Raw genomic sequence first — 21103 nt, 5'->3', positions numbered from 1 at the left:
GGGCGCGGCGGGCGCGGCGACGAACCCTCGCTCGCCCTCATCCGGCCCGTCGCGCATCGTGCGGAACCTGCGGATCCTTGTCGCGCCCCTCCTGCTGATCGCCGGCGCGTATGTCTTCACCTCCCTGGCGGACGCCCGTGAAGACGGCTCCGGAGGCGAGGACGAGTCCTTCCCCGAGGCCAAGTACGAGATCACCCGGCCCCCGGAACTCGTGGGCGGCACCTACAAGTTGGTGGGCGCCGACTTCCTGCCCAAGCCGGTGAAACTCGAGGACACCGAGGTCCGCAAGGACGCGTTCGAGATCCCGGACGACTACTACACGGGATCCGAGAAGGCTTCCTTCGACCGCCTGCGCATCTCCGCCGAATACGGACGGTTCAAGGAACCTGGCGATCAGCTGAAGAGCAAGATCAGCTATCTCGTCGACACCGGCGACGGGACGACCGAGGAGCCGCTGGAGAAGATCAAGGTCCCCGGCCACAAGACCGAGTTCAGCTGCCGGTCGGCCCGCTCCGCCACGTACGAGGATGTGTCGGTGTGCGGATGGGCCGACGCGAACACCGTCGTCGTCCTCCAGTTCGAGGGCTACGACGCCATACAGCGGGCGGCGGAGGCGACCGCCGCGATCTACAAGGAGATCCGCCGGCCGGTCGCCGAACAGGGCTCCTGAGCCCCCGGCCCTCGCAGGCGCCGGCGTTCGAGTGACCATCCCACGATTCGCTCGTTTTGCTGAACGTGAGTTCTCCGGATGTCGCCACCCGCCGCCCCGCCCAGGACCCCGCACCGGCCGCTCCCGCCGTCGCCGTCGAGCAGGCCGAAGCGGCCATCGTCGAGCACTACCCACGGCTCGTCCGTCTCGGGTATCTCGTGCTGCCGCCGAGCCTCGGCCGCAACCGCCGCGTCCTGGCCGCGCATTCCCTCGCACAGCGCGCCCTGCCCAAGGGGCGCACCCCCGGCGACGCCCCCGCCTTCCCCCAGCAGCGCGGCGGCAGCGGTCAGGGGCGTCTCGGAGACCCGGGGTACGCGTACGTCCGGCTGAGGGTCCTCAAGAGCGCCCTGGAGGCCGGGCTGCCGCTCAAGCGCAAGGCCTGGCCCAAGCGGGCGCAGTTCCCGCCGCTGCTGCCGCAGGTGTGGGGGCTGCGGCTCTTCCCGCGGTCGGGCGGCGCCGATGAACTCGCCCTGGACCAGCGGCTCTCCGCGCTCTCCGGACCGGCCCGCGCCGCCTATGTGCTGCGCGGCCTCGAAGGGCTCCCGGACACCGAGGTGCGCAAGATCCTGGACGCCGCGGGCGTCGAGGACGCCCATGCGGCGCTCGCGGAGGCGGACGGCGTCGAAGCACTGTACGCCCTGCTCGACTCCCCCGAGTTCGACCCTTGCTCGCTGCAGGCACGGCCCACGGATCTGATGCGCCGCCGCCAGCACACCAAGGCCGCCCTGGTCGCCACCGCCGCCGTGGTGGTCTGCGGCGCGCTGCTCGGGCTGCCCGGGGACGGCTGGGGGCCCGACGGCGCCGCGGCACCCGCGTACGCGAAGAATCCGGCAGCCGAAGCCGCCCTGGATCCGGACCAGTTGACGGCCGCGGCGGCCGACGCCTGGAAGCGCTCCGCGCGTACCGACTTCTCCGCCTGGCCCGCGCGCGGTTCGCTCACCGGCGACAAGGAGCTGCTGCGCCGAGCGCTGGCCGTGTGGGCGCGGCCCGGCGAGGCCGTACAGGTCTCTGCGACCCCCGGCACCCCGGCGGGCGCACCGCCGGGACCGGCCCAGCTGCTGTACGCGGGCGAGGTCGACCAGGCCCGGGTGGTGCTCCTCTACGACGGGCTGCGGATCGCGCGCTATGCCGAGCCCAAGGAGGGCACGAGCGGCGCGGCCCTGGACTTCGCGCGCGTGGACGGCGCGGGAGCGCCCACCGCGAGCGCCCTCGTCGTGGGCCGAACGGACGGCAACGTCCGCTATCTGACCGCCCCTTGGGTACAGGGGGTGGCGGTCCGCGACCTCCTCGATCCGGCCGCGGAAGCGCGCGCTCTCGGCCGCAGCGACGACGGGGTGACGGACCCGGTGACCAGCCCGGCCCAGGCCCGCGACTGCACGTCCTGGAACGCCCTTGAGGTGAGCGACACCGCCACCACCCGCACCGTCACCGATCTCGGCGAGCTCACTCCGGCCCACCTCACCTCGGGCCGCCCCGAGTCGCCGCGCGAGGTCTCCGGCAGCGCGGCCCGCGAGAGCTGGGCCCGCACCGCCTGTCTGCTGCCCGCCGTACGCGCGCACGGCGTCCGGGCCGTCAACTCCTGGGCGTACGCCTCCCAGACGCTGCCCGAGAACAACGGCACCGCGCACTGGGTCTGCACCCGCGCCGAGACCTGGCGCGGCGCGGGCAGCCGTACGCTCGCCCAGTTCCAGGCACCGGGCAAACCCGTCGGAGCCATCGCCGCCAAGGCAGAGGACTCACCGGCCTGCGGTCCGCGTGACCCGAAGGTGCTCGCCGGAGTCATGTGGAAGTCCCGCGCCGGCAGCTGGTATCTGCTCGCGGGCGGCAGCCGCCAGGTCGTCTCCATCGCCACCTCGGGCGGCGTCACGGCCTCCGCGCGCGGCAACACCCTCTCCGTACGCGCCGAGGAGGGCGCCCGCGCGGAGCTCGACGGGCGGCTGGAGAACGGGGACAAGGTGAGCGCCCTGCGCTGACCCGCCAACTCCTGCCTGCACAAGGGTGTTGCGCACTCCTTACCCGCCAGTACATTGACGCCATGTCTAATACGCAGGCCCGGCTGCCGAAACCCGTCACGTCGGAACACATTGCGCTCAAGGCACGCAAGGTCTCCTTCGCCTGGGAGGAGACGCCGCTGCACTGGATACCCGGCGACCCGTTCACCACGCACACGATCAATGTGCTGCATCTGCTCCTGCCCGCGGGTGAGCGCTGGTTCGTGCACGTCTACAAGCAGGTCCTGCCGTATATCGAGGACGATGGACTGCGCGCGGACGTGATCGGGTTCATCGGCCAGGAGGCCATGCACGCCCAGGCCCACGACGAGGTGCTGCCGCATCTCAAGGAGCAAGGGCTCGACCCGGCGCCGTATCTCGCCCAGGTGGACTGGCTCTTCGAGAAGCTGCTCGGCGACCGCATGCTGCCGCCGGGCCGGGCCCGCAAGTGGTGGCTGTACGAGCGGGTCGCGCTGATCGCGGCCATCGAGCACTACACGGCCTTCCTCGGCGACTGGGTGCTGAACGCCGACAGCCTTGACCGCAAGGGCGCCGATCCGACGATGCTGGACCTGCTTCGCTGGCACGGAGCCGAAGAGGTCGAGCACCGCTCGGTGGCCTTCGAGCTCTTCCTGCACGTGGACGGCTCCTACAGCCGCCGGGTGCGCACCTGGGCCACCGCGTTCTCCGCCCTTGTCTTCCTGTGGCAGCGCGGCGCCCGCTTCTTCATGGCCAACGATCCGACCCTGGAGGACGGCCGGGCGAGCTGGCGGGAGTTCCTCGCGAAGGGCCGGCAGGGGATGCTGCCCACGGCGGGGGCGATGGCGCGCTCCATCCCGCGCTATCTCGACCGCGGTTACCACCCCTCCCAGGAGGGCTCCACCGAGCAGGCGGTCGCGTATCTCGCCTCGTCACCGGCGGCGCTTGCGGCCGAAGCCCGCGGGAGCGAGAGCCCCCTCCCGAAGGGCGCCGCCTGAGATGCCCCGTCTGCGTACCGTCGCCGCCCTGGCCGGCACCGCGCTGCTCACCCGCCGCGCCCTGCGCCGCCGGATCGAGCGCTCCCCGCTGTGGCCGCTGCCCGCCCTGCCGGTGCCGACCTCCGGCCGGCCGCGTGCCCGAGCCCTGACGCTGACCCTCGCCCGGCGCGAGGAGATCGCCGACGGCGTCGTACAACTGAGCCTGACCGGACGGGAGTTGCCCGCCTGGGAGCCCGGAGCACATCTGGAGCTGACGCTGCCGTCGGGCCTGGTGCGGCAGTACTCGCTGTGCGGCGACCCGGCCGACACCTCCGCGTACACCCTCGCGACCCGTCTCGTCCCGGCGGACAGCGGCGGCCGGGGCGGTTCGCGCGAGGTGCACGAGGAGCTGCGGGAGGGTATGCGGCTGCGGGTGCGTGGACCGCGGAACCGTTTCGCGCTGCGGGCCTCGCACGCGTACGTCTTCGTCGCCGGCGGTATCGGGATCACGCCGATCCTGCCGATGCTGCGGGCGGCCGAGGCCTCCGGCGCGGACTGGCGGATCCTCTACTGCGGCCGCAGCAAGGCCTCGATGCCCTTCCTCGACGAGGTCGAGAAGATCGCCGGGCCCGAGCGGCTGACGGTGACGGAGGGGCTGCCGGATCTGCAGGCGCTGTTCAGGGACGTCCCGCAGGCGGCGGCCGTCTACTGCTGCGGGCCCGAGCCCCTGATGGACGCGGTGGCCGAGGTGCTGCCCGCCGGCTGCACGCTGCATCTGGAGCGGTTCACGGCGGCCGCACCCGCCGAGGGCGAGGAGGCCTTCGAGGTCGAACTGCTGCGCAGCGGACGGACGGTGACCGTCGCCGCCGACGAGAGTGTTCTGGCCGCCGTACGCAAGGAGCTGCCCGACACCGCGTACTCCTGCGAGCAGGGCTTCTGCGGAACCTGCCAACAGCGGGTCCTGGCCGGGGAGATCGACCACCGCGACGAGCTGCTCACCGACGGTGAGCGCGACGGCTCGATGCTGATCTGCGTCTCACGGGCCAGGGGCGGGCGGCTGGTGCTCGACCTCTGAAGGGGCGGACCCACGTGCCCGTTAGAGTGTTCGTATGACGACCGGGGTGCGCCGCAGGATGGCTGTCGAGGAGCGGCGGCAGCAACTCATCGGCGTGGCCCTCGAGCTGTTCAGCCACCGCTCCCCCGACGAGGTCTCCATCGACGAGATAGCGGCGGCCGCGGGGATCTCACGGCCGCTCGTCTACCACTATTTCCCCGGCAAGCTCAGCCTGTACGAGGCGGCTCTGAAGCGGGCCGCCGAGGATCTGGCGACCCGGTTCGTCGAACCGCGCGAAGGGCCGCTCGGCGCGCGGCTGCTGAGGGTGATGGGCCGCTACTTCGACTTCGTGGACGAGCACGGGCCCGGCTTCTCGGCGCTGATGCGCGGCGGTCCCGCCGTCTCCGGCACGCTCGGCGGTGAGGCCGCCTCCGCGGCCAACGCCCTGATCGATTCGGTGCGCCAGGCCGCGTACGAGCAGATCGTGCGGCACCTGGGGATCACCGAGCCGCCCGCGCGCCTCGAACTCGTCATCCGCTCCTGGGTCTCGCTCGCCGAGTCGACGGCGCTGATCTGGCTGGACGGGCGGCGGATCCCGCGCGCCGAGCTGGAGCTGCAGCTGGTGCACGACTTCGCGGCGCTCACCGCGGTGAGCGCCGCGTACGACGCGGAGATGGCGGCGATCCTGACGCGCATCCTGGCCGACGAGCCGGCGGACGGACCGTTCGGCGAGCTGGTCGGCCGGCTCGTGGCGCTGGCACCGCGGTAGGGCCTGATCCACAGGACAGGCCTCAGGAGCTAGGCCTTCGAGTAGGACGCGTCCAGGTCCCGTACCTCGACGGACACATGGCCCGCGACGGGCGTGCCCACCGCGTACTTGCCCGCGAGCTCGGCGACCGCCGTCGCCAGCTGCTTCTTGACCTCGTCGGTACGGCCGGCGAGCAGGGCGATCTCGATGGCCAGGACTCCGGGGCCGTCGGTCTCGTCGCCGATCACGTTCTCCTCGGTGGTGCGGAAGCGGGTCTTGCAGGCGGCGAGCTTCGCGCCCGCGATCTCCACGACGACCGGGTGCAGCTCGAGTGCGAAGCCGCGCCGGTCGAAGGAGGCGGAGAAGTGGGCGGGGTGGTCGACGGTGATCTGGGGCATGGGCGCGCTCCGGGTTCGCTCGCGGGTGCTGGCCCCTCGAGCCTACGGCCGCCCGCTTCGGTCCCACGGAGCCGTCTGCATACTGAGCACATGATCGCGAACCACCTGGAGTTCCGCCAGGCCACCGACGACCCCGCCGATCTCGCCACCCTCGTGGGCCTGTACGACGGCGCAGCGCGCTGGATGCGGGAGAGCGGGATCGACCAGTGGAAGCCGGGCGAGAAGAGCGAGGACCACTTCCGGCTGCGGATCAAGGAGGGCGAGGTCTGGATCGCGTACGCGCAGGGCGAGGTGGCCGGTGCGTACGAACTGTGGTGGGAGGACGAACCGGCCTGGGGCGAGCAGCCGCCGGTCGCCGGATACGTGCACCGTCTGATGACCGCCCGCAGCGCCCCGGCAGGCACCGGGCGCGCGCTGCTCACCCACGCCGAGCAGCGGGTCGCCGCGCAGGGCCGCGCTCTGTGCCGCCTGGACTGTGTGTCCTCGAACCCGCGGCTGCGGACGTACTACGAGCGCGCCGGGTACACGGTCGTCGGCGAGCAGCCGTTCAAGGAGGGCGCGGGCGGCAGCAAGTACGGGGTGACGCTCATGGAGCTGCGGCTCTCCTAACCGGCGACGCCCGGCTCTTTTGCGAGCCGCAGTGCCAACAGCGCGATGTCGTCCGCCCTTTCGTGGCCGAAGCAGCTGAGCAGGGTGTCGCACAGCACCCCGAGGTCGGCGGAGGCTTCGGCGGCGATCTGGCGGAGGTGCTCCAGGGAGACGCCGAGGTCGATGCCGCGGGTCTCGATCAGGCCGTCCGTCACCATCAGCAGCCGCTCGCCCTCGGTGATCTTGAGCTCGGTGGGCTCCGGGTGGTCGAGCCCGATGCCGAGCAGCGGCCCGCTCGCCCCGCAGTAGCGGGCGTCACCGTCCCCGATGATCAGGGGCGGGATATGGCCCGCGTTGGCGATCCGGGTGCGGCCGGTGGCGGGTTCGATCAGAGCCAGGCAGACCGTGGCCGTGGCCTGCGGGTGGTAGAGCTGGAGCATCCGGTCGAGCCGTTCGACGAGCACCCGGGGGTCGCTCTCGTCGACGCAGTAGGCCCGCAGCGCGTGGCGGATCTCGACCATCACGGTGGCCGCGTCGAGGGAGTGCCCGACGACGTCGCCCACCCCCACGAGGACCCCGTCGGGGGTCGCGATCGCCGCGTAGAAGTCACCGCCGATCTCGGTGTGACGTGAGGCCGGCACATAGCGCACCACCACCTCGGTGCCCGGCATCTCGGGCAGCCGTTTCGGCAGGAAGCTGTGCTGCAGGGTGAGCGCGATATGCCGCTCGACCTCGTACATGAGCAGCGGTTCGGCGGCGAGCGCGGCCGCGTGCACGAGGCGGCCGAGCAGCCGTCCGCTCTCGTCGCCCGCGCCGCCGCCCCCGACCGCGCAGGCCGGCACGGCCACGCAGACCGGTGGGCGGGTGTCGCTGCCGCAGGCCACCATCAGACGGGCCGGCTCGGACCGGCCCGCGCGGAAGTAGCCGGGCGGCCACATCGGGCTGGGCACGACGGTGGACTGCACCCCCGAACGGCCCGCCATCAGCCGCTCGCTGAGCCGCACCACTTCTTCGGCGGCGCTGGTGTCGGGCAGCGCGGTGGAGGCCCGCCGTCGTGAGGTGCCGACCATCAGTTCGCCGTCAGGTCCCGATACGAAAGCCACCGCGGGGCCCCCGCTGATCCGGGCCGCCCCGGCCGCCGCGGCCGTGGCCAGCTCCTGCGGGCAGCGCGCGGCCTGTACGGCGAGCACGGCCTCGGCGAGCAGTGAGAGCCGCCCCGCCTTGGCCTCGGCGGTGGTACGGAACCGTGCGCCGCGCACGGCGGCCCGTACGACGGCCTGGATCTCCTCCGGTTCGGCGGGCACGGTGAAGTAGGCGTCGGCGCCCGCGTCCAGGCCCCGGGTGCGGTCCCCGGGTCCCACGGGTTTGGCCGAGAAGTGCACCACCGGGATACCGGCGGTGAGGGGGACTTCTTTGATACGGCGGCACAGGTCGTATCCGCTCATGTCCGGCAGCCCGATGTCGACGAGGGCCACATCCGGCAGGGCGCCGGCGCGCTGCAGCGTGTCCAGCTCGATCAGCGCCTCGCCGGCGCTGGCCGCGGGCACCACTTGGTGTCCGGCCCTGCGCAGTGCGGCTCCTATGGCGTACCGGCTGGCCGGTGCGTCGTCGACGACGAGGACGGTCGTGTCCTCTGCGGGTTCCGGGCTGCCTTCCGTCAGGTTCATGCATCCCCCTTCCGGGGGTGAGGGCGCGGGCCGAGCGTCGGTGGTGGCCCGCGCCCCCAAGTTAGCGCTCCTCTCAATCCCCGGGGGCGAAGACGGCCACCGTCCGCCCCGGAACGGCGAACGTCCCGGAACTCACCTCGTACGCGGCGGACTTGACGGTACGATCACTTCCCCTGGCTTGAATTCGATGCAGCGTGTAGCGGGTGCCCGCGACCTCGTCGACCTGCTGCTTCTGCAGCTCGGGTGTCGCGTTGAAGATGACCACGAGTCCGCCGAGCCGCATGGTGACGACTCCGGGGGTCTCTCGCTCACCTGACAGCGGGAACGACAGTTCGCGCTGGACCTCGTCGAGACCGCCGAGCGCGAATGCGCTCTCTGTCGTACGGATTCTCAGCAGGTCCCGGTAGGCCGCCGACGCACCCTCGATCTGCGGGCACTTCACGGCGGGTACGGAGGTCAACAGGGGCTTGGCGTAAGGCCACTTGTCCTTGTTGTCTGCGGCCATGGGCAGCCCTCGCCCGAAGCCGTTGCCGGCCCGGCAGTCCCAGTGGATGGCGTTGAACCAGTCACCGCTCTCGTACGAGTTGCGGTCGAGGGACTTGGAGCGCAGCAGATCGGTGCCGGCCTGGGAGAGCGAAGGCCCTTGGGACAGGGCCGCCGTCGCCATCGAGAGCACCTGCATACGGGCCCGGTCGTCGGCGCTCACCGTCGGCGGCAGCTTGTAGGCGAGGGCGTCGAAGAGGGTCTCGTTGTCGTGGGCGTCGACATAGGCGAGTGCGTCGGCGGGGGTGGCCGCGTAGCCGGCGGGCGCGCCGTTGTAGTCGACCTCGGAGCCCTTGACCTTGCGGCCGCTGCTGTCGGTGAAGGTGTAGCCGGCGAGGTTGCCGGTGAGGCCGACCTTCAGGAGGTCCTGGTAGTGCAGGAGCCGCTCCTTCTGCTCGGCCTCGGTGCCGTTCGCGGGCGAGGAGTTGGGCTCGGTGTAGAGGCCCGAGCCGAAGCCCTGGACCCGAGGGTCCTCGTCGAAGGGTCCGCCGCCGCGTACCGCGTCACGGGCGCGGTCGGAGAAGGTGGCGATGCCCGTGCCGGCCATGTTCTGCTGCGTGGCCTGCTCGAAGCGGGCGTCGTCGGCCATCTCGCCGAAGTTCCAGCCCTCGCCGTACAGCAGGATGCTCTTGCCGTCGACGCCGTCCTTCTCGACGGTGAGCGCGTCGAGCGCCTTGCGTACGGCGAGGATGTTGGCCTTCGGGTGGTGGCCCATCAGGTCGAAGCGGAAGCCGTCGACCTTGTACTCGCGGGCCCAGGTCACGATCGAGTCGACGACGAGCTTGCCCATCATGGCGTTCTCGGGCGCGGTGTTGGCGCAGCAGGTGGAGGTGGCCACCGAGCCGTCGTCGAGGAGGCGGTGGTAGTAGCCGGGCACGATCTTGTCGAGGACGGAGGTCTTCGCCTGGCCGCTGGTGGTGGTGTGGTTGTAGACCACGTCCATGACGACCCTCAGGCCGTCCTCGTTCAGCGCCTTGACCATCTCGCGGAACTCGACGGTGCGCCGGGTGCCGTCCGGGTCGGTGGCGTAGGAGCCCTCGGGGACGGTGAAGTGGTAAGGGTCGTAGCCCCAGTTGTACGCGTCCTTCGCGGCGGCCTTCGCCACGCACTCCTGCTGCTTGTCGGAGTCGGGGGCGTACGAGGCCAGGTCGCAGTCGACCGTCGCCTGGTCCCGCTCGGGGATCGTGGCGATGTCGAAGGCGGGCAGGAGGTGCACGTAGTTCGTGCCGGCCTCGGCGAGCTCGCGCAGGTGGCGTGAGCCCTTGCTGTTCTTCTCGGTGAACGCCTTGTACTTGCCCTGGTGGCGGGCGGTGGTGTCCGCGACGGAGAAGTCACGGACATGCAGCTCCTGGATGTGCGCCTGGCCCGGCGCGACGGCCTCGGGCTTCTTCAGACCCGACCAGCCTTGCGGGGCAAGGGACTTGGCGCGCAGGTCCGCGACCAGGGAGCGCTCGGAGTCGGCGGTCAGGGCCAGCGAGTACGGGTCGGTGACCTCGTTGGTGACGACTTTCTGGACGCTGGGCGCCCAGACCTTCACCACGTAGCGGTACGGGCTGCCCGTCCAGGACTTCGCACCCTTGACGGACCACACACCGGTGGCGTCGTCGCGGCGCATCGGCACCTCACGCCCGTCGAGGTCGAGGGCGACGGTCTGTGCGGTGGGTGCCCAGACGCTCAGCGTGGGCGTTCCCTTGGCGTCGAAGACCGGGCCGAGCTCGGCTTTCGTGGCGTCGTACAAGTCGTCGAGGACACCGGCCAGTTGGACACCCGATCCGGCGACGATCGCGCCGTTCGCCGCCCGCTGGGTGGCGACCACCCGCCCGCGCAGCGCCTCGCGCACCCGGTCGCGGTCGCGCGGGTCGACGGACCAGGCCTGCTTGGCGGCCAGATGCGGGAACTTCTTCTGCTGGGCCTCGGTGAGCTCCGCCTTGCCGAGCCGCAGCCACTTCGCGTCGTCCAGATCGCCGTCCCGCGCGTACAACAGCTGTGCGGAAACGGGTGACTTGGCGCCGTTCCACACCACCGTGTCCCGGTCGATCCACACGGCCTCGGCCTTGCCGTAGTCGACCTCGGCGGCCTTCGGCTGCGGCAGCAGGTACTTCTCCTTGCCGCCCATCATCCAGACCTCATGGCCGTTGGCCGCGAGGTCCAGGGACTGGTCGGACGGCAGGTCCTTCTCATCGCCCTTGTGCAGGATGTAGCTGAGCGACGTGGCCCCGTCCGCGAGCGGTACCTCATAGACCGCACCATAGGAATCCATCCGGGCGGGCAGAAGGGGCTTGGACCAGTCGGTCGGGTCCTTGGCGCCGGTCCAGGTGTGCAGCCCCCAGCCGTCGTAGTTCCCGTCGGCCCGCTGGTAGTGCAGTACGGCCTTGGTCTTGTCCTGCGGCGGATACGCACCCTCGGGCGCGCTCGTCGCCTGCGCGTCCTTGCCCTGCTCGACCCAGACCTCGCCGGTGGTGGCGAGCGGGACGGTGCGCTGCGGGCCGTCGGCGGCCCCGTTCTTCTCGACGGTGTACGAGACCTCCGCGGCCCCCTCGTCGAGCTTCAACCAGGCGAAGGCTCCGTACGCGTCACGACCCGTGAACGGGGCTTGCTGCTCACCGGACTTGATGGCCCAGCCTTCGTAGTCGCCATCGGTGCGCTTGTAGTGGACGACCGCGTACTCGCGCTCGACCGCGCTCGGCGGCTGCTCGACCACCGGGGCCCCGGAGACGGTCTCGGCGCGGTCGCTCGCCGTACGGCCACGCGAATCGATCACAACGGCCTTGTAGCGCACGGAGGTTCCGGCGCGCTCGGCGTCGATGCGGTGGGTGACCTTGTACGGGGCGTGGTCGGCGGAGCCGAGCGTCCGCCACTTGCCGTTGCCGGTCTGGGCGGCGAAGACGACCCGGTTCAGGCCGCCGCCGCGTACGTCGGCGGTGAGCTCGACGCGCCCCGTGGACCCGGCGGGCGGGGCCTGGAGCTCCACGGACGGCTCGGCGTCCGGGGTGGCGAGGGCCTTGTCGGCCTTCAGGACCACCGATGAAAGCGCGGGGATCTCGACCTTGATCTTCCGGTCCTCGCCGCTGCGGACCGAGGCCTTGCTCCCGTACACCGCACGGAAGTTCATGTTCTGCGAGCCGGTCGGGATCTCGACCGTGCGCGGCTCCTGGGCGTTGTTCGCGGCCACCACGTACTCGGTGCGACTCTTCGCGTCCGTACGGGAGAAGGCGTGGACGGAACCTTCCGTGTACCGCTCCTCCTGGATGCCGTCCGCGAGCGCCGGGTGCGCCTTGCGCAGGGCGGACAGCTCGGCGATCTGCCGGTACAGGGGGTGGCCGGTGTCGTACGCGTCCTTCGCGTGGGTGCGGTCGGTGCCGAGCTGGTCGTCGTCGAGATAGTCGGCGGTCTTCGACGCGAACAGCGTCTGGCGGGCGTCCTTGTCGCCGCCTGCGCCGGTGAAGCCCTGCTCGTCGCCGTAGTAGACCACCGGGTTGCCGCGGCCGAGGAACATCAGCTCGTTGGCCAGCTCGTAGCGGTCGAGCAGTTCGGCGTCCGAGGCCTTCGGCCGGTCCTGCTTGAGGAAGGTGCCGAAGCGGCCCATGTCGTGGTTGCCGAGGAAGGACACCTGCTCGTAGGCGTTGGCCTTGTCGGTCGTGTACTTGTAGTCGTCGCCGAAGACCTTCGCGAGCCGCTCGGCCGAACCGCCCTGAGCGGCGTACGCGCGGGCCGCGTCCTGGAACGGGAAGTCAAGCGTCGAGTCGAGCCGCCCGTCGGTGACGTACGGCGAAGTGATGTCCGTATCGGCGGAGTACACCTCACCGAACATGAAGAAGTCCTCGCGGCCCCGCTTGGCCGCGTACGCGTCGAGCGCGGTCGCCCACTGGGTCCAGAACTCGGTGTTGACGTGCTTGACCGTGTCGATACGGAAGCCGTCGATGCCGAAGTCGCGGACCCACTTCTCGTAGATCTTCTCCATGCCGCGTACGACCTCGGGACGCTCGGTCCACAGGTCGTCGAGGCCGGAGAAGTCGCCGTACGTGGAGGACTCGCCGGCGAAGGTCGAGTCGCCGCGGTTGTGGTACATCAGCGGGTCGTTGAGCCAGGACGGGACCTTCAGATCCTTCTCGGCCGGGGCCACAACCGGGGTGCGCGGGAAGGAACTCCCGTTCACCGCGGGGAACTTGGCGGACCCGTCCGCGTAGTCCGCGTCATCGAAGGGCTTCCCGTCCTTCGTCAGATACGGGAAGGCGCCCTTGGAGAGGTAGTCGTAGGACTTCTCCTCGTACGAGACCACGTCGGCCGTGTGGTTGGTGATGACGTCGAAGAAGACCTTGATGCCCTTGGCATGGGCCTTGTCGATCAGCCGCTCCAGGTCGGCGTTGGTGCCGAAGTGCGGGTCGACCTGGGTGAAGTCGGTGATCCAGTAGCCGTGGTAGCCGGCCGAGGCGTCCTTGCCGGTGCCCTGGACCGGCTTGTTCTTGAAGATCGGCGCCATCCACAGGGCCGTGGTGCCCAGGCCCTTGATGTAGTCGAGCCTGTCGGTGAGGCCCTTGAGGTCGCCGCCCTGGTAGAAGCCCTTGTCGGCGGGGTCGAAGCCGGTCTGAAGGCGCGAGCCGGTCAGACCGCCCTTGTCGTTGCCCGTCTCGCCGTTGGCGAACCGGTCGGGCAGGACGAAGTAGAACTGCTCGCGGGTCAGATCGTGCCGGGCCGGCTGGGCGGCGAGCTTCGCGTCCGACGGGGGTGGCGGCGGGGGCGCGGCCGCCGCGGGGACGGCGGGGACGAGCGCCGCGAGCAGGGCGGCCGTGAGCACCGCGGCCGTTCTTCGCGTACGGGGCACGACGAGGTCTCCTTCGATCCGGAAGCAGTACGGGAAGGTGGTGCCACGGACGTGGCGGATGGGTGCCACGGAAGTGGCGGTGAGGGAGGTGCCGCCCTGCGCGGCCGCGGGGCAGGATGGGCTGGGCGCAGGGCGGCGGTAAGGGAAGACGGTCAGCAGCTGCGGGCGTTGGCGTGCAGCGCGAGGGCCGTCTGGGCGGGGAGCGTGGCCGTGAACTGGCCGGACCCGTTCACGCTGACCGTACGGTCGCTCTGCACATCGCAGTAGTCACCGGCCGGCAGCGAGGTCTGGAAGGTGCGGGTGAGCCCGGCGGATTCGTGGTTGATCGCCACGTACGCCTTGGCGCCGCGGCCGAACGCGATCTGGTCGCCGCCGTTGTCCCACCAGTCGGTGACGGCCTGTCCGCGTGCGGTGTTGCGCAGGGCGACCATCGACTCGATCTCGGGCCAGGCGTGCTGGCACTTCCAGCCGCCCTGCCAACAGGCGTTCACCGTCCCACCGTTGGGCGGTCCGGCGTCCCGGTCGGTGTACTCGTAGCCGGAGTGGACGTCCGGGGAGCCGTACGGCCAGGCCAGCATGAAGACGTTGGCGAGGGTGTAGTCGGCGCCGTTCTTGTAGCTGAGGGTGTCACCGCCGCGCTCGGTGTCGTGGTTGTCGACGAACACGGCGGATTTGCCGGACTGCATATAGCCCCAGCCCTCGCCGTAGTTCTTCAGATACGCGAGGTTCTCGTTCTGGAAGACCCGCTTGAGGTCGCGGGCGTACCGGAACTCCTGCACGTCGCCGTTGCCGAGGTACTCGCCCGGCGAGACCGCCTCGCCCGCACCGAAGATCGCTTCCTGCTTCCAGTACACGCCCGAGTTGCTCAGACGTGACTTGATGTTCGCGAGGTCACCGGCCGGCATGTGCTTGGCGGCGTCGACACGGAAGCCGTCGACGCCGAGCGAGAGCAGGTCGTTGAGATACGCGGCGATCCGGCCGCGCACGTACTCCTCGCCGGTGTCCAGGTCGGCGAGGCCGACGAGCTCACAGTTCTGGACGTTGCTGCGGTCGCCGTAATTGTTGATGTGCGAGCGGCAGTCGTCCATGTCGGCGCCCGAATAGACGCCCGGGTACGTGTACTTGGTGTAGTTCGTGCCGCCCGTGCCCGTGCCGTCACCGGCCGCCATGTGGTTGATCACCGCGTCGGCGACGACCTTGACGCCCGCCGCGTGGCAGGTGTCGACCATGTTCTTGAAGGCGGTGCGGTCGCCGAGCCGTCCGGCGATCTTGTAGCTGACGGGCTGGTACGAGGTCCACCACTGGCCGCCCTGGATGTGCTCCTGCGGCGGGGAGACCTGGACGTATCCGTATCCGGCGGGTCCGAGCCTGTTCGTGCATTCACGGGCGACGGAGTCGAAGCGCCACTCGAAGAGGACGGCGGTGACGTCCTTGTCGCCGGGGGGCGCGGCCTGGGCGGTCGGCATGAGGAGCGACGCGCCCGAAAGTGACGCGCCCACGACAAGTGTGGCGATGAGGGATCTGCTGCGGGTCATGGGTCCTCCGGCTCTGAGGGGGTGGATCCGGTGACTGTGCTGGCCTTGCAGAACGCCGTACGGAGGCGGCTCACCCTCGTACGGCGGTGGGGGGAACGGTCTTGCTCAACGCCGCACTTGGGCCGTGGACCCTCGCACGACGAGCTCGGGCTGGAACACGAACTCGGTGCGCTGCACGGGATTTCCGTGGATCTCCTCGATCAGCGCACCCACCGCCGCCGCGGCCATGGCCTGCACGGGCTGGCGCACGGTCGTCAGCGGTGGGTCGGTGAAGGCGATCAGGGGCGAGTCGTCGTAGCCGACGACGGAGACGTCCCGAGGGACGTCGAGGCCGCGCTGCCGGGCCGCGCGCACCGCGCCCAGCGCCATCAGGTCGCTGGCGCAGACGATGCCGGTGCAGCCCTGGTCGAGCAGCATCCCGGCGGCGGCCTGTCCGCCCTCGACGGTGAACAGGGTGGACTGGACGGCGAGTTCGGCCTCGGCGCGCGGCACGCCGAGGATCGCGTGCATCGCGGCGAGGAATCCCTCGGTCTTGCGTCCGGCCGGCACATAGCGGGTCGGCCCGACCGCGAGCCCGATGCGCTCATGGCCGAGGTCGGCGAGGTGCCGTACGGCCATCCGCGCCGCCGTGTGGTCGTCGGGTGAGACGAACGGGGCGTGGATCTGCGGGTGGTACCCGTTGACGAGCACGAACGGCACACCGCGCCCGGTGAGTTCGGCATAGCGCGCCGGGTCCGCGGTGGTGTCGGCGTGCAGTCCGGACAGGAACACGATGCCGTTGACCCCGCGCTGCTCCAGCTGCTCGACCAGCTCGTCCTCGGTCGCGCCGCCCGGGGTCTGGGTGCACAGGACCGGGGTGTAGCCGTGCCCGGCCAGGGTCTGCTCGATGACCTGGGCGAAGGCCGGGAAGATCGGGTTGGACAGCTCGGGGATCACCAGACCGATGAGCCCCGCGCTGCGCTGCTTGAGCCGTACGGGCCGCTCATAGCCGAGCACGTCGAGCGCGGCGAGCACGCGGCGCCGCGTCGAACTCGCCACACCCGGCTTGCCGTTGAGCACTCGGCTCGCGGTGGCCTCGCTGACGGAGGCCTGCGCGGCTATGTCGGCCAGCCGCGGGGTGCCGTTCCCCCCGGATACGGCACCCCGCGACGCGGGAATCGTCACGTCTGCCACCAGACGGTGGTGTCCGCGGGCAGCTCGACGGACTGATCGTTGAAGAGCACCGTGCCGCTGGACAGGAGCGCCTGCCCGGGCGTGGGGATCCGCACCGGCTCACCGGTCGTGTTCGCGGTACAGACGAAGCCGCCCTCGCGCGCGAACGCCAGCACCCCTTCGGGCGCCGGAAGCCACTGAACGGACTCCCCCGCACCAAGCCCCGGGTGGGAGCGTCGCAGCGCCAGAGCGCCCCGGTACAGCTCGAGCGTCGAGCCCTCGTCGCCGCTCTGCGCCTCGACGCTCAGCTCCGCCCACTGTGAAGGCTGCGGCAGCCAGCTCCCGCCGGCCCCGAACCCGTACGAACTCCCGTCCCGCGTCCACGGGATGGGCACCCGGCAGCCGTCGCGGAAGCCGTCCTGGCCGGCCGCGCGGAAGAACGACGGGTCCTGACGGGCCTCGTCCGGCAGGTCGGTGACGTCGGGGAGCCCGAGCTCCTCGCCCTGGTAGACGTACGCGGAACCGGGCAGCGCCAGCATCAGGAGCGTGGCCGCGTGCGCCCGGCGCAGACCGAGCTCGCGGTCGCCCGGCGTGCGCAACTGCGTACCCAGGCCCGCCGGATTGGCGAACCTCGTCGCGTGCCGGGTGACGTCGTGGTTCGACAGGACCCAGGTCGCGGGCGCGCCGACCGGCCGCATCGCCGCGAGGGAGGTGTCGATGACCTCGCGCAGTGCGGCGGCGTCCCAATAGGTCGCCAGGTACTGGAAGTTGAACGCCTGGTGCAGTTCGTCCGGGCGGACGTACAGCGCTGTACGGTCCACGGTCGGCGTCCACGCCTCGGCGACCGCGATCCGCTCCCCCGGGTACTCGTCGAGGACGCGGCGCCACGAGCGGTAGATCTCGTGCACCCCGTCCTGGTCGAAGAACGGCATCGCGGCGTTGCCCAGCAGCTTGAGCTGGTCGCGGCCGCCGATGTCGGGCAGCCCGTCCGCCTTCACCAGGCCGTGCGCCACGTCCACGCGGAAGCCGTCGACACCGAGGTCCAGCCAGAAGCGCAGGATCGACCGGAACTCGTCGGCGACCGCCGGGTGGTCCCAGTTGAAGTCGGGCTGCTCGGGCGCGAACAGGTGCAGATACCACTCGCCCGGGCTGCCGTCCGGGTTCGTCGTACGGGTCCAGGCGGGCCCGCCGAAGATGGACTCCCAGTCGTTGGGCGGCAGTTCGCCGTCCGTGCCCCGCCCGGCCCTGAAGTGGTAGCGCCCGCGCAGTGGCGAGTCCGGGCCTTCCTTCACCGCACGCTTGAACCACTCGTGCTGGTCCGAGGAGTGGTTCGGTACGACGTCCACGATGATGCGCAGGTCCAGCTCGTGCGCGTCGCGGATGAGCGCCTCGGCGTGCTCGACCGTGCCGAACATCGGGTCCACGGCACGGTAGTCGGCCACGTCGTAGCCGGCGTCGGCCTGCGGGGACGCGTAGAACGGGGAGAGCCAGACCGCGTCGACGCCGAGTTCGCGCAGATACGGCAGCCGGCTCCGTACCCCCTCGAGATCGCCCATGCCGTCCCCGTTGGCATCGGCGAAACTGCGCGGATAGACCTGGTAGATCACGGCATCGCGCCACCAGTCAGCGGTGTGCTGAGTCATGTCATCCCTGAAAGTGAGTGGTTCAACGTACAAAGTGCGGACAACTGCGGACGGACAGCTCTATCAGGACTTGGTCGCCCCGGCGGTCAGACCGGCCACCAGATGGCGCTGCGCGAAACCGAAGATCACCGCTGCGGGTACGGCGACGATGACGGCCGACGCGGTGAGCGAACCCCAGTCGCTCGTGTACTGGTTGACGAAGGTCTGCAGTCCGCCCGCGAGAGTGAGGTTCTCCTCGCCGGTCATGAACGCGGAGGCGTACGCGACTTCGGCCCAGCCGGTGATGAAGCTGTAGAAACCGGTGACCGCGAGACCGGGCTTCGCGAGCGGCAGGATGAGCCGCCAGAACGTACCGAAGGGGTTGAGCCCGTCGACCCGTCCGGCCTCGTCGATCTCCACCGGGATGGTGTCGAAGTAGCCCTTCATCATCCAGGCGCAGAACGGGATCGCGATCGTCAGATACGTGATCACCAGACCCACCGGCTGGTTCAGCAGACCCAGCGTGGCGAGCAGGTTGTACAGCGGCACGATCAGGACGGCGACCGGGAACATCTGCGTGATGAGCAGCAGCCACATCAGGGGCCGCATCCCGGGGAACTTGAAGCGGCTGACCGCATACCCGGTGGTGGCGGAGATGAAGACACCGATGACGGTGGTCAGACCCACCACGATCAGCGAGTTGCCGAGCCAGGTGAGGAACTCCGTCTCGCCTAGGACGTGCGAGTAGTTGGAGAACGTGAAGTCCTTGACCAGATCGGTCGTGAACGCCTCGTCCTTCGGCTTGAGCGAGGTGACGAGCAGCCACAGCGGCGGGAAGACCGCGATGACGCTCGCGAGGACGAGGGTGGCGTGCAGCCCGAAGGAGGCGAGCGGCCCCCTCTCGCCGCGCGCGCGAGGTTTCCTTGTTGCGGTGCTGGTGCTCACCAGACATCTCCCTGCTTGCGGAGCGCACGGCGGTAGACCACCGCGAAGAGCGAGAGCAGCACGAGGATGAGCACACCCCAGGCCGCGGAGCCCGCGAAGTCGCGGGGGCTGACGACGAAGGAGAGCCGGTAGGCGTACGTCACGAGGATCTCCGTCGCGTCACCGGGACCGCCCCGGGTGAGCAGGAAGATCACCGGGAACATGTTGAACGTCCAGATGCCGCTGATCAGGACGACGGTGGAGCTGACCGGCTTGAGCCCCGGCAGGGTGATGTGCCTGAAGCGCTGCCAGGCGTTCGCGCCGTCCATCTCGGCGGCCTCGTACAGATCGGCCGGGATCGACTGCAGTCCGCCGAGCATGGCGATCAGCATGAACGGCACACCGAGCCACACATTGACCGCGATCACCGAAAGCTTCGCCCAGGTCGGGTCGTTGAGCCACGGAATGGCGTCGATACCGCCGCCGGCCAGCAGCGAGTTGAACAGTCCGTTCTTCTCGTTGAACAGCAGGCGCCAGGTGAACACCGAGACGAAGGCGGGCACCGCCCACGGCAGGATGAGCGCCATCCGGTAGAAGGTGCGGCCCTTCAGCTTCCGGTTGAGCATCACGGCGAGCGCGAGGCCGAGCGTGAACGAGAGCGTCACACAGGACACCGTCCACACGAGGGTCCAGATCAGCCGGTCCCAGAAGACACCGTCCGACAGGATCGCCGTGTAGTTCTCCAGGCCCACCGACTCGTACGTCGCCGGGATGTGGTTGACGCCGATCGTGCGCTCGACGTTCGCCTCGTTGGCGTTCGTCGTCGACAGGTAGACGCCGCGGATCAGCGGCCAGCCGATGATCACGCCGATCACCGCGACGACCGGGGCGACCATGGCCCACGCGTACCAGTGCGTGGACAGCGCGCGTCGTATACGGCCCTGGGGCCGGCCGGCCGCCTTCGTCACTTCCTCGGCGGCCGGCGCCTTCTTCTCAGTGAGCACCGTCACGGCTACTTGTAGTCCTTCAGGAGCTTCTTGTACGCCTCACCGACACCCTTGGCACCCGCCTCGGGCGAGGACTTGCCGCTGAGCACCTGCTGCATCTGGAGCCGGATCGGCTCGAACAGGGCGTTGGCCTCGGCGATCCAGGGCCGCTGCACGGACTTGTCGACGGCCGGCTTGAAGAACTGGACCATCTGGTTGTCCTTGACGGACTGCACCTCGTACACCGACTTGCGGGTCGGCAGCAGGCTCAGCTTCTCGGTGGTCTGCTGCTGCACCTTCGCGGAGCTCATGTACTTCACGAACTCGTAGGAGGCGTCAAGGTTCTTGGACCCGGCGTACACCGAGAGGTTCCAGCCGCCCTGCGGGGAGGCCGCGCGGGCCGAGCCGGCCGGGACCGGAGCGACACCGAGGTTGTCCTTGGCGTCCTTGAACTGCTTGCCGGCCAGGGCGCCTTCGATCGACCAGGGACCGTCGACGGCCATGGCCACCTCGCCGTCCTTGAAGGCGTTCAGCTGGTTGTTGTAGCCGTCGGACGCGTCGGTGATCGCGGCCTTGGAGTCGACCAGGTCCTTCATCACGGCGAAGGCCTTGGCGCCCGGCTCGTCGTCGACGGTGATCTCCTTCTTCGACGTGTCGAGGAGGTCACCGCCCTCGCCGTAGAGGTACGGGAGGTAGAAGTACGGGTCGTCGCCGCGCAGGTAGAGACCGGTCTTGCCGCTCTTGTCCTTGATCTTCTCGGCGGCGGCCTTGACCTCCTCGACGGAGGTGGGGACCTCGACGCCGGCGTCCTTGAGCATCTTCTTGTTGTAGAAGAGCGCGAGGGTGTCGATGGTCTGCGGCGCCGCGTACGTCTTGTCGTTGAACTTCGTGGAGGCGGCGGCCTGTTCGAGGTAGTCGCCCTCATTGTCCAGCGCCGCGGTGCCGTCCAGCGGGGCGAGGTAGCCGAGGTTGGCGAAGTCCGCGACCCAGGCGACCTCGGTGCGCATCACGTCGGGGGCACCGGAGTTGCCGCCCGCGGCGTTCTTGAACTTGGCGTTGGCCTCGCCGAACGGCACCGTGACGACCTTGACGTCGACCTTCGGGTGCAGCTTCTCGAAGCCCTCGGCGAGCTCCTTGTACGTGGCCTTCTCGGCGTCGTTGGACGTGTCCCAGAAGGTCACCGTGCCGGAGAGTTCACCGCCGGCGCTCTTGCCGCCCTTGTCCCCGCCGTCGTCCCCGCCGCACGCCGTCGCCGCCAGTGCGATTGCCGCGACAAGCGCGGTGGCCGATATGCCACGCCGCATGAGTACTCCTTCAAGTGCCCCATCCCCGACCGCCCCTGCGCGGCCCTGGGTTCGGGCAGGAACGTAACAAGCCTGAAAGCTTCTGGAAAAACCTTGCCGAAACT

Annotated in this window: 14 protein-coding genes and 1 pseudogene; 6 read left to right on the top strand and 9 right to left on the bottom strand. The window is 70.1% G+C overall.

Translation table 11 applies throughout. From position 1 onward, the window contains the following. The 5 genes from ABT367_RS26540 to ABT367_RS26520 all read left to right on the top strand — a co-directional run. Positions 1 to 670 (top strand): hypothetical protein (locus ABT367_RS26540; protein WP_434975544.1); only part of this gene is annotated, 670 nt, incomplete at its 5' end. 65 nt (positions 671 to 735) lie between these two features. Further along, entirely contained in the window at positions 736 to 2682 is a 1947-nt protein-coding gene (locus ABT367_RS26535; RefSeq protein ID WP_352255609.1) for a hypothetical protein, read from the top strand. 62 nt (positions 2683 to 2744) lie between these two features. After that, a complete protein-coding gene (locus ABT367_RS26530; protein ID WP_352255608.1) occupies positions 2745 to 3677 on the top strand; it encodes a metal-dependent hydrolase in 933 nt (310 codons plus the stop codon). Position 3678: 1 nt separating this feature from the next. Further along, positions 3679 to 4731: a PDR/VanB family oxidoreductase gene (locus ABT367_RS26525; RefSeq protein WP_352255607.1), complete on the top strand. Its 1053-nt coding sequence runs from the start codon at positions 3679 to 3681 to the stop codon at positions 4729 to 4731. A gap of 34 nt (positions 4732 to 4765) precedes the next feature. Beyond that, positions 4766 to 5479 (top strand): TetR/AcrR family transcriptional regulator, encoded by a 714-nt coding sequence (locus tag ABT367_RS26520; protein WP_352255606.1) that lies wholly within the window; start codon positions 4766 to 4768, stop codon positions 5477 to 5479. Positions 5480 to 5508: 29 nt separating this feature from the next. Here the strand turns inward: ABT367_RS26520 and ABT367_RS26515 are convergent, their stop codons facing one another. After that, the gene (locus tag ABT367_RS26515; RefSeq protein WP_352255605.1) at positions 5509 to 5856 is read right to left on the bottom strand and encodes a 5-carboxymethyl-2-hydroxymuconate Delta-isomerase; all 348 of its coding nucleotides are present in this window, start codon (positions 5854 to 5856) and stop codon (positions 5509 to 5511) included. A gap of 90 nt (positions 5857 to 5946) precedes the next feature. Between ABT367_RS26515 and ABT367_RS26510 the strand changes: the two genes are divergently transcribed. Beyond that, a complete protein-coding gene (locus ABT367_RS26510) occupies positions 5947 to 6465 on the top strand; it encodes a GNAT family N-acetyltransferase (protein ID WP_352255604.1) in 519 nt (172 codons plus the stop codon). On the opposite strand, the gene ABT367_RS26505 is transcribed toward ABT367_RS26510, so the two are convergent. The 8 genes and pseudogenes from ABT367_RS26505 to ABT367_RS26470 form a co-directional block, all read right to left on the bottom strand. Then, positions 6462 to 8111, bottom strand: a complete 1650-nt coding sequence (locus tag ABT367_RS26505) for a SpoIIE family protein phosphatase (RefSeq protein ID WP_352255603.1) — start codon at positions 8109 to 8111, stop codon at positions 6462 to 6464. The genes ABT367_RS26510 and ABT367_RS26505 overlap by 4 nt on opposite strands. 73 nt (positions 8112 to 8184) lie before the next feature. Continuing rightward, positions 8185 to 13476, bottom strand: a complete 5292-nt coding sequence (pulA, locus tag ABT367_RS26500; protein ID WP_352255612.1) for a pullulanase-type alpha-1,6-glucosidase — start codon at positions 13474 to 13476, stop codon at positions 8185 to 8187. 155 nt (positions 13477 to 13631) lie between these two features. After that, positions 13632 to 15011 (bottom strand): annotated as a pseudogene (locus tag ABT367_RS26495) (alpha-amylase); the annotation flags it as partial. Between the two features lie 105 nt (positions 15012 to 15116). Then, entirely contained in the window at positions 15117 to 16175 is a 1059-nt protein-coding gene (locus ABT367_RS26490; RefSeq protein ID WP_352255602.1) for a LacI family DNA-binding transcriptional regulator, read from the bottom strand. Then, the gene (locus ABT367_RS26485; RefSeq protein ID WP_352255601.1) at positions 16172 to 17806 is read right to left on the bottom strand and encodes a glycoside hydrolase family 13 protein; all 1635 of its coding nucleotides are present in this window, start codon (positions 17804 to 17806) and stop codon (positions 16172 to 16174) included. The genes ABT367_RS26490 and ABT367_RS26485 overlap by 4 nt, the downstream gene beginning before the upstream one ends. A 63-nt stretch (positions 17807 to 17869) precedes the next feature. Further along, on the bottom strand, positions 17870 to 18730 hold the full coding sequence (locus ABT367_RS26480; RefSeq protein ID WP_352255600.1) for a sugar ABC transporter permease: 861 nt from the start codon (positions 18728 to 18730) through the stop codon (positions 17870 to 17872). After that, positions 18727 to 19605 carry a carbohydrate ABC transporter permease gene (locus tag ABT367_RS26475; protein ID WP_352255611.1) on the bottom strand — a complete coding sequence of 293 codons (879 nt, stop codon included), beginning with the start codon at positions 19603 to 19605 and terminating at the stop codon, positions 18727 to 18729. Before ABT367_RS26475 ends, ABT367_RS26480 begins: the two co-directional genes overlap by 4 nt. 116 nt (positions 19606 to 19721) lie before the next feature. Then, entirely contained in the window at positions 19722 to 20999 is a 1278-nt protein-coding gene (locus tag ABT367_RS26470) for an extracellular solute-binding protein (RefSeq protein ID WP_352255599.1), read from the bottom strand. Between the last annotated feature and the right edge of the window lie 104 nt (positions 21000 to 21103).

Origin of the sequence: Streptomyces mesophilus, from assembly GCF_040300965.1 — a bacterium.
Taxonomy (GTDB): Bacteria; Actinomycetota; Actinomycetes; order Streptomycetales; family Streptomycetaceae; genus Streptomyces; species Streptomyces mesophilus_A.
The sequence above is the reverse complement of the archived record's forward strand: the minus strand, read 5'-3'. Positions and strand labels throughout refer to the sequence as shown.

Excerpts from the sequence above, each read along its gene's own strand:
- ABT367_RS26530 (WP_352255608.1), top strand. The coding sequence starts at position 2,745 with ATGTCTAATACGCAGGCCCGGCTGCCGAAACCCGTCACGTCGGAACAC.
- ABT367_RS26525 (WP_352255607.1), top strand. The coding sequence starts at position 3,679 with ATGCCCCGTCTGCGTACCGTCGCCGCCCTGGCCGGCACCGCGCTGCTC.
- ABT367_RS26520 (WP_352255606.1), top strand. The coding sequence starts at position 4,766 with ATGACGACCGGGGTGCGCCGCAGGATGGCTGTCGAGGAGCGGCGGCAG.
- ABT367_RS26515 (WP_352255605.1), bottom strand. The coding sequence starts at position 5,856 with ATGCCCCAGATCACCGTCGACCACCCCGCCCACTTCTCCGCCTCCTTC.
- ABT367_RS26510 (WP_352255604.1), top strand. The coding sequence starts at position 5,947 with ATGATCGCGAACCACCTGGAGTTCCGCCAGGCCACCGACGACCCCGCC.
- ABT367_RS26505 (WP_352255603.1), bottom strand. The coding sequence starts at position 8,111 with ATGAACCTGACGGAAGGCAGCCCGGAACCCGCAGAGGACACGACCGTC.
- ABT367_RS26485 (WP_352255601.1), bottom strand. The coding sequence starts at position 17,806 with ATGACTCAGCACACCGCTGACTGGTGGCGCGATGCCGTGATCTACCAG.
- ABT367_RS26475 (WP_352255611.1), bottom strand. The coding sequence starts at position 19,605 with ATGGTCGCCCCGGTCGTCGCGGTGATCGGCGTGATCATCGGCTGGCCG.
- ABT367_RS26470 (WP_352255599.1), bottom strand. The coding sequence starts at position 20,999 with ATGCGGCGTGGCATATCGGCCACCGCGCTTGTCGCGGCAATCGCACTG.